Origin of the sequence: Moorena sp. SIO3B2, assembly GCF_010692525.1 — a bacterium.
GTDB lineage: Bacteria > Cyanobacteriota > Cyanobacteriia > Cyanobacteriales > Coleofasciculaceae > Moorena > Moorena producens.
The window spans coordinates 1-5,609 of record NZ_JAAHHE010000378.1; the positions used below are offsets into that span (position 1 = coordinate 1).

Consider the following 5,609-nt stretch of genomic DNA (forward strand, 5'->3'; position numbering starts at 1 on the left):
CTGCGAGAAGAGTTGAGGGGATATTTTATTGGGGAAGATGAAACTGATCCGGAATTATCGGTTACGTCAACTAATCAGGCAACTGAGTCAGCAATTGGGGAAATGTCCCAGTCGAATGCAGAAGTTGAACCGATTGTGGGCGAGACGGTGACATCATCGGTTGCGGTGGAGGAAGTGCAGGAGGTAGCATTATCGCTGCAGCACTCTGAGTCGGTTCCTGTTGCAGCTACTTCTGAGGAGAAGTTGGAAGTCAACAATGAGGCATTGCTGAGGGGCGGGATGAATATGAAACGGGCAAGATGCCCGTTCCACCAAGATGCCCGTTCCACCAAGATGCCCGTTCCACCAAGATGCCCGTTCCACCAAGATGGCCATTTCACCAAGATGCCCGTTCCACCAAGATGCCCGTTCCACCAAGATGGCTGTTTCACCAAGATGCCCGTTCCACCAATATGGCTGTTTCACCAAAATGGCTGTTCCACCAAGATGCCCATTTCACCAAGATGCCCACCCCAAAAAACTATTACAATCATCACCCATTTATGCAACGCCATAGCGGGTTTATCTTTTTTGATCACAATTTGCTCAAATTTCCATGCGGTAAAGCTTACAGGCCGACATTGCTTAATAATGGAATGATTTTAAGAGTGAGGTAGAATAGGCATCTTGCCTGTTCGGCGGGTCGCATCTGTAGAATAGGCATGTTGCTTAGGTGCCCTTGACCTATTAAGAATTAAATTCGCCACGGGTCGCACCTGTGGAATAGGCATCTTGCCGTGGCATGGGCATCTTGGTGGAACTGGCATCTTGCCGTGGAATGGGCATCTTGCCCGTTACAATCTTTGGGCGGGCAGGATGCCCACTCTACTCCTATTAATTCAAAGACTGACGCAACGCCTACAGGCCTTTTTGTCACCCCCTCAGACCTTGGGAATGGCTGACGACTGACCGCTGAACGCGCACGCGTGCGCGTAGCGCATATGCTTTCGTTGCCGTAGTGGCTCAATACTCGCGCATTGCTTTTCTTTTTTAGGGAATGCGATCGCTTTTCTTTTTTAGGGAATGCGATCGCTTTTTTGTTGAGCGTACGAAGGAGTGCGATGCGCGAGCATTGAGCCGCTACGCGATCGCAGTTAGTATAGCAGTCGAAGTAAAGCTTAAGACATCTTCTGCTCCCTGCTCCGAACGCGCCCCGCGTGGCCTACGGCCTCAGTCCCTGCTCCCTTTCAACTAAAAGACTATGTCCTAAACTATACTTCCCTTGCTATAAAGTTTGAGTATGAAGGAGCGATGCGCGAGCATTCAGCCGCTACGCGATCGCTTTTCTTTTTTAGGGAATTAGGGTGCGATTCGGCAAAGCCAACGCTACGCGATGAAGCGTTCGCGTAGCGTGGCCTACGGCCTCAGCTTCCGCGCTTATGCGATCGCATATTGTCCAACTAAACGGGCAAGGGGTCTCCCGTTATAATCTTTGATTTAACGGGAGGGGAATTGCCCGACGGGGTATTTTGGTTTTGAACATAACTTTTCAATTGTTCTATTGTTACTCCGCCACAGGAAGCTACAAAATACGAACCTGTCCAGAAAGCCCGTTTGTCACCGTAAAACTTCTCGAGGTGTTCTGGAAACTCCTGACGTATCAGACGACTGGTAACGGTTTTGATGTTTGCGATCAGTTTTACAGGTGCAACCTTTGGGTTTAAATCAACTAGCAGGTGAATATGGTCTGTTTCTCCGTTGAACTCAATCAAATTGCACTCCCATTTCACGCAAGTATCAGCACAGATTTGATTGAGTCTGGTCAATACCTCGTCCGTAATGGTTTTTCGTCTGTATTTAGTGACTAATACAATATGCACAGTAAGTCTATAGACAGACCTATTTTGTTTGGTATAGTTGCCTTTCATGAGATGACGATAAGTGGTAAAATAAAATCATGATACTTACATACTGCTACCGAATCAAACCAAGTCACGAACAGATAGCCATCATGGATAGATGGCTAGAACTGTTGCGCCGTCACTGGAACTATGCTCTAGGGCAAAGGCTTGATTGGCTCAACAGGACTCGTTCACCGGTTGATCGATGTAGCGTTAGTTATGAGCCGATTGGTGAAATTCCTCACCCGGTCAACTACTACACCCAGCAATCTGCTCTCAAGGAAACTAAGCGGTTGTTCCCTGAGTACAAACAAATTTACGCAGAGACGCAACAGGTTAACCTACAGCGGCTTAACAAAGCCTGGGAGAAATGGCGAAAACCAGACGCCAGTGGTAAGCGTGGCGGAAGACCTCGCTTCAAAAAGCCCGGAGATCTCCGGTCATTTGTATTCCCCAGGGTTAACAATACCAAAGCGGGAGCACACCTAGTTGACGGTGTTTTAAAACTAAGTCGAATTGGGTCAATACCTGTGGTAATGCATCGGCCATTACCTGTTAGCGAAGCTTGCCCGAAGGGCGTGGGTTTTGTACTCAAGCAATGCACTATCGTCAAAAAAGCTGATGGTTGGTATTGTTGTATTTCGATGAAAGATGATACCGTACCTGAACTGCTACCTGTAGATTCAGTCAATTCTGCCGTTGGTATTGATGTTGGCCTGGAGAAATTCTTGACGACATCTGACGGCGAAGCAGTGCCTATCCCGCAGTTTTACAGAAAAGCTCAGGACAAACTTGCTCAAGCTCAAAAAGTAATGTCGCGCCGCGTCAAGGGTTCTAAAAACTGGAAAAAAGCTAAACATAAAGTAGCTTTGATGCACCTTCATTTAAGCCGTTGCCGAAAAGAATTTCATTATCAGGTTGCTCATTGGCTGTGCAGTAAGTATGACTTAATTGCTCACGAAAATTTAAATATCAAAGGACTCGCTAGAACTAATTTAGCAAAATCAATACATGATGCGGCCTGGGGAGCATTCTTGGAAATATTGCAAGCAGTGGCGGTTAAACGCGGTTTGTTAGTTCAGGAAGTTAACCCACGTGGCACAAGTATCGAGTGTTTTAGTTGTGGTTCTAGGGTCGAAAAAACTTTAAGTGATCGCATTCATTATTGTTCTAGTTGTAAAGTTAAAATTGACCGCGACTGGAACAGTGGTATCAACATTTTAAATCGTGGACTATTGGCGGTTGGACTGCCGCTTAATGGCTGTGGTAAATCGGTACAGGATATCGTTCGCGTAGCGTCGGCATCCGCCGAGGAGCAGCAAGTCTCATTCGTGAGGTTGAGAAGCCCACATCATAATCTTTGATTTGATGTGGGAGTAGTCACAATTCAGATATTCCCCTCTGAGATCGTCTTTAGATTGAAAGGTGGAAAACAAGTCTACCTGTAACTTTAAACAATTCATTCCTTTTAAGGAGTAAATAATGTTCTCAGAAAAGTTTGAACAGTTGCTTAAAGCAATTCCAGCTACATTAGTGGCTATGGCTTTGATCATTGGTTTTACAGTTTTCACACAACCGGTCCATGCTTCGACACCACAACTACATTGTCAGAAACCCATCTTCACCAGAATCTTGAGTCAAGGAGATGTGTGGGATAGTAATCAAGATCCTAAATCCCAAGGGGCAGTGTACGGATTTCGCGCCTCAGGTTATGGTGATTATTGTACATGGCAAGCAAAGGTGAACAATTATCACGATACACTATCATTTGACGATTTGGGTGTTAGCCAATCTGTAGTTCTTTTTGAGACTCCAAATGCTCCTGCAATGGTAAGCCTTAATAATGGTTGTCGTGAACCATTGACTCTTGAGGTCTGCCCATTGTTTGAATTTTGATGTCTGCCCATTGTATTAGGGGACAAAAGTCACAGTCATTATTTCTCCATTGAGAAGTTGACAAAAGTGCGATAGCTTATCTTGTCGGGTGCGTTAACAAAGTGTAACGCACCTTTTTAATTATCAGTAATGGGATGGCTTATTGTAGGATTAATACTGCCATGGTATAATCTAAAACTAGTCGATTTTCATTCCCGGCTACATTTACCCCTGACGAGTCGGATAGCGGGTTTATGGTAACTTTGGCTGGATTTGCCAGAAGCCATTACTCAGGGAGATTCCATTGAACAAGCCAAAGCTTCAGCAGCCAACTGTTTGGAAGAAGCGATTGCTGCGAGCATTGAGCCGCTATGGGAACGCAGTTAGTAGAGTTTGAGTGGGATTGGCCGTAGGCCACGCTACGGGAACGCTACATATTAGAAGAAGGACGAAAGACTCGTTCAAAGGGTTGCTTGCGGTAGCGTCGATAGATATCAAAATCCTTATCCAAAGTAGCGATCGCCGCAATATTCAAACGTTCAGAAATTGCCACAAGAGACAAATCAGAAAAATCACCAGGCAAGTCAGCATACTGGGCGTTTAGCTCAGCGATACGGGCAAAGTCTTGCAGTAAAAGCGACTCACACTCATAGATGTTATTGGCCAGATGAGTTAGAAATTCATTCTGCACTCGCCAATCAGACCCTAGCAACCATAGCACTTCTGTAACACAACCTACGGTTGTAACTAACCGACTGGTACAACTGGTAAAAAACTCAACCACTTGACCATGATGTTGATCGGCTGAATCATAAAAAGCCACCAACAAGCCTGTATCCACCAAAATAGCGGGATGATAGCTCATACTTCTCGTTGATGGCTTGCCCGTATCCGAGAAGCAATAATCTCTCTACGAGTGTCCCGATCAGACAGATTCCCCACCGATAGCAAATGTTTAGGCATTCCTCCCATTCGTTCTAAAACCGATTTTTGGGATTGAAAATTTTGCCGATAATCCCGCAGCAATTTTTTGATCAACTCACTGCTAGTTGTTCTTTCCTGACTTAAAATTTCAACTAAATACTGTTCTGCCTCTTGATCCAGACTGACATTCAACATCACGTTTTACCCCATGGTACTGCTGCCTTGTTTAAATCTTACAACGTAAGCATTCAGCCGTCAGCGGTCAGCCTTTAGCTGATGGCTGATAGCTGATAGCTGATAGTTAATAGCTGATAGCTGATAGCTTACCTAATCGCTATCTACAAATACCGGGATAAAGTCAACCTAAATCCAGGCAATAGATTCTCTCCAGATAATTCCGTGGGAAGGTTTGGCACCTCTCCTATAGCACCATCATACAGCAATCGAGAACAAGCAATCGCTTTTCAATTGAGTTTGAGGATGATAGTGGGTTTCATAATTAATTGTAAAAAGCACTGCATCGCTACTTGATTACCTATTGCCTATTGCCTATTGCCTCTTGCCTTTCCCGAAGAGATTCTGTTCACAACTAAAATAGAAATGCGATCGCATTTCTATTTTCAATCCCACACCCGACGCAAATTCAACACGAAACCCGGTAACACCTCTTCCCCCGACAACTCAGGCGGATTCTCCAACACTTCCACCGCCAAACCTGGTCGATAAATTTCCACTAGTCGCTGTTGTGGATCGATTAACCAACCCAATCTCGCCCCATTGTCGATATACTCGGTCATTTTAGATTCCAGAGACTGAACCCGATCTGAGCTAGACCGTAACTCAACCACAAAATCCGGGCAGATATTAGCAAAGGTTCCTTTTTGTTCTGGAGTAAGTGCCTGCCAACGTTCTGCGCTCACCCAACAGGCA

At 45.3% G+C, this 5,609-nt stretch carries 7 protein-coding genes; 3 read left to right on the forward strand and 4 right to left on the reverse strand.

The features are described from left to right. A partial coding sequence (locus tag F6K38_RS34050; RefSeq protein ID WP_287359512.1) for a hypothetical protein occupies positions 1–639 on the forward strand: 639 nt, incomplete at its 5' end. Between the two features lie 800 nt (positions 640–1,439). Here F6K38_RS34050 and tnpA read toward each other — a convergent pair. Further along, positions 1,440–1,907, reverse strand: coding sequence for an IS200/IS605 family transposase (tnpA, locus tag F6K38_RS34055; protein ID WP_008185134.1), 468 nt, complete (start codon positions 1,905–1,907; stop codon positions 1,440–1,442). Between the two features lie 29 nt (positions 1,908–1,936). Here tnpA and F6K38_RS34060 point away from each other — a divergent pair, with 29 nt between their 5' ends. Both F6K38_RS34060 and F6K38_RS34065 read left to right on the forward strand, forming a co-directional pair. Next, complete coding sequence (locus F6K38_RS34060) at positions 1,937–3,244, forward strand: RNA-guided endonuclease InsQ/TnpB family protein (protein WP_008185136.1); 1,308 nt, start codon at positions 1,937–1,939, stop codon at positions 3,242–3,244. Positions 3,245–3,362: 118 nt separating this feature from the next. Next, positions 3,363–3,776: a hypothetical protein gene (locus F6K38_RS34065; RefSeq protein ID WP_008185138.1), complete on the forward strand. Its 414-nt coding sequence runs from the start codon at positions 3,363–3,365 to the stop codon at positions 3,774–3,776. A gap of 409 nt (positions 3,777–4,185) precedes the next feature. Here the strand turns inward: F6K38_RS34065 and F6K38_RS34070 are convergent, their stop codons facing one another. The 3 genes from F6K38_RS34070 to F6K38_RS34080 all read right to left on the reverse strand — a co-directional run. Next, positions 4,186–4,620, reverse strand: coding sequence for a type II toxin-antitoxin system VapC family toxin (locus F6K38_RS34070; protein ID WP_008185142.1), 435 nt, complete (start codon positions 4,618–4,620; stop codon positions 4,186–4,188). Next, entirely contained in the window at positions 4,617–4,874 is a 258-nt protein-coding gene (locus tag F6K38_RS34075) for a hypothetical protein (RefSeq protein ID WP_008185144.1), read from the reverse strand. The genes F6K38_RS34070 and F6K38_RS34075 overlap by 4 nt, the downstream gene beginning before the upstream one ends. 425 nt (positions 4,875–5,299) lie before the next feature. Continuing rightward, the coding region (locus F6K38_RS34080) for a Uma2 family endonuclease (protein ID WP_287359514.1) at positions 5,300–5,609 on the reverse strand (310 nt) is incomplete at its 5' end.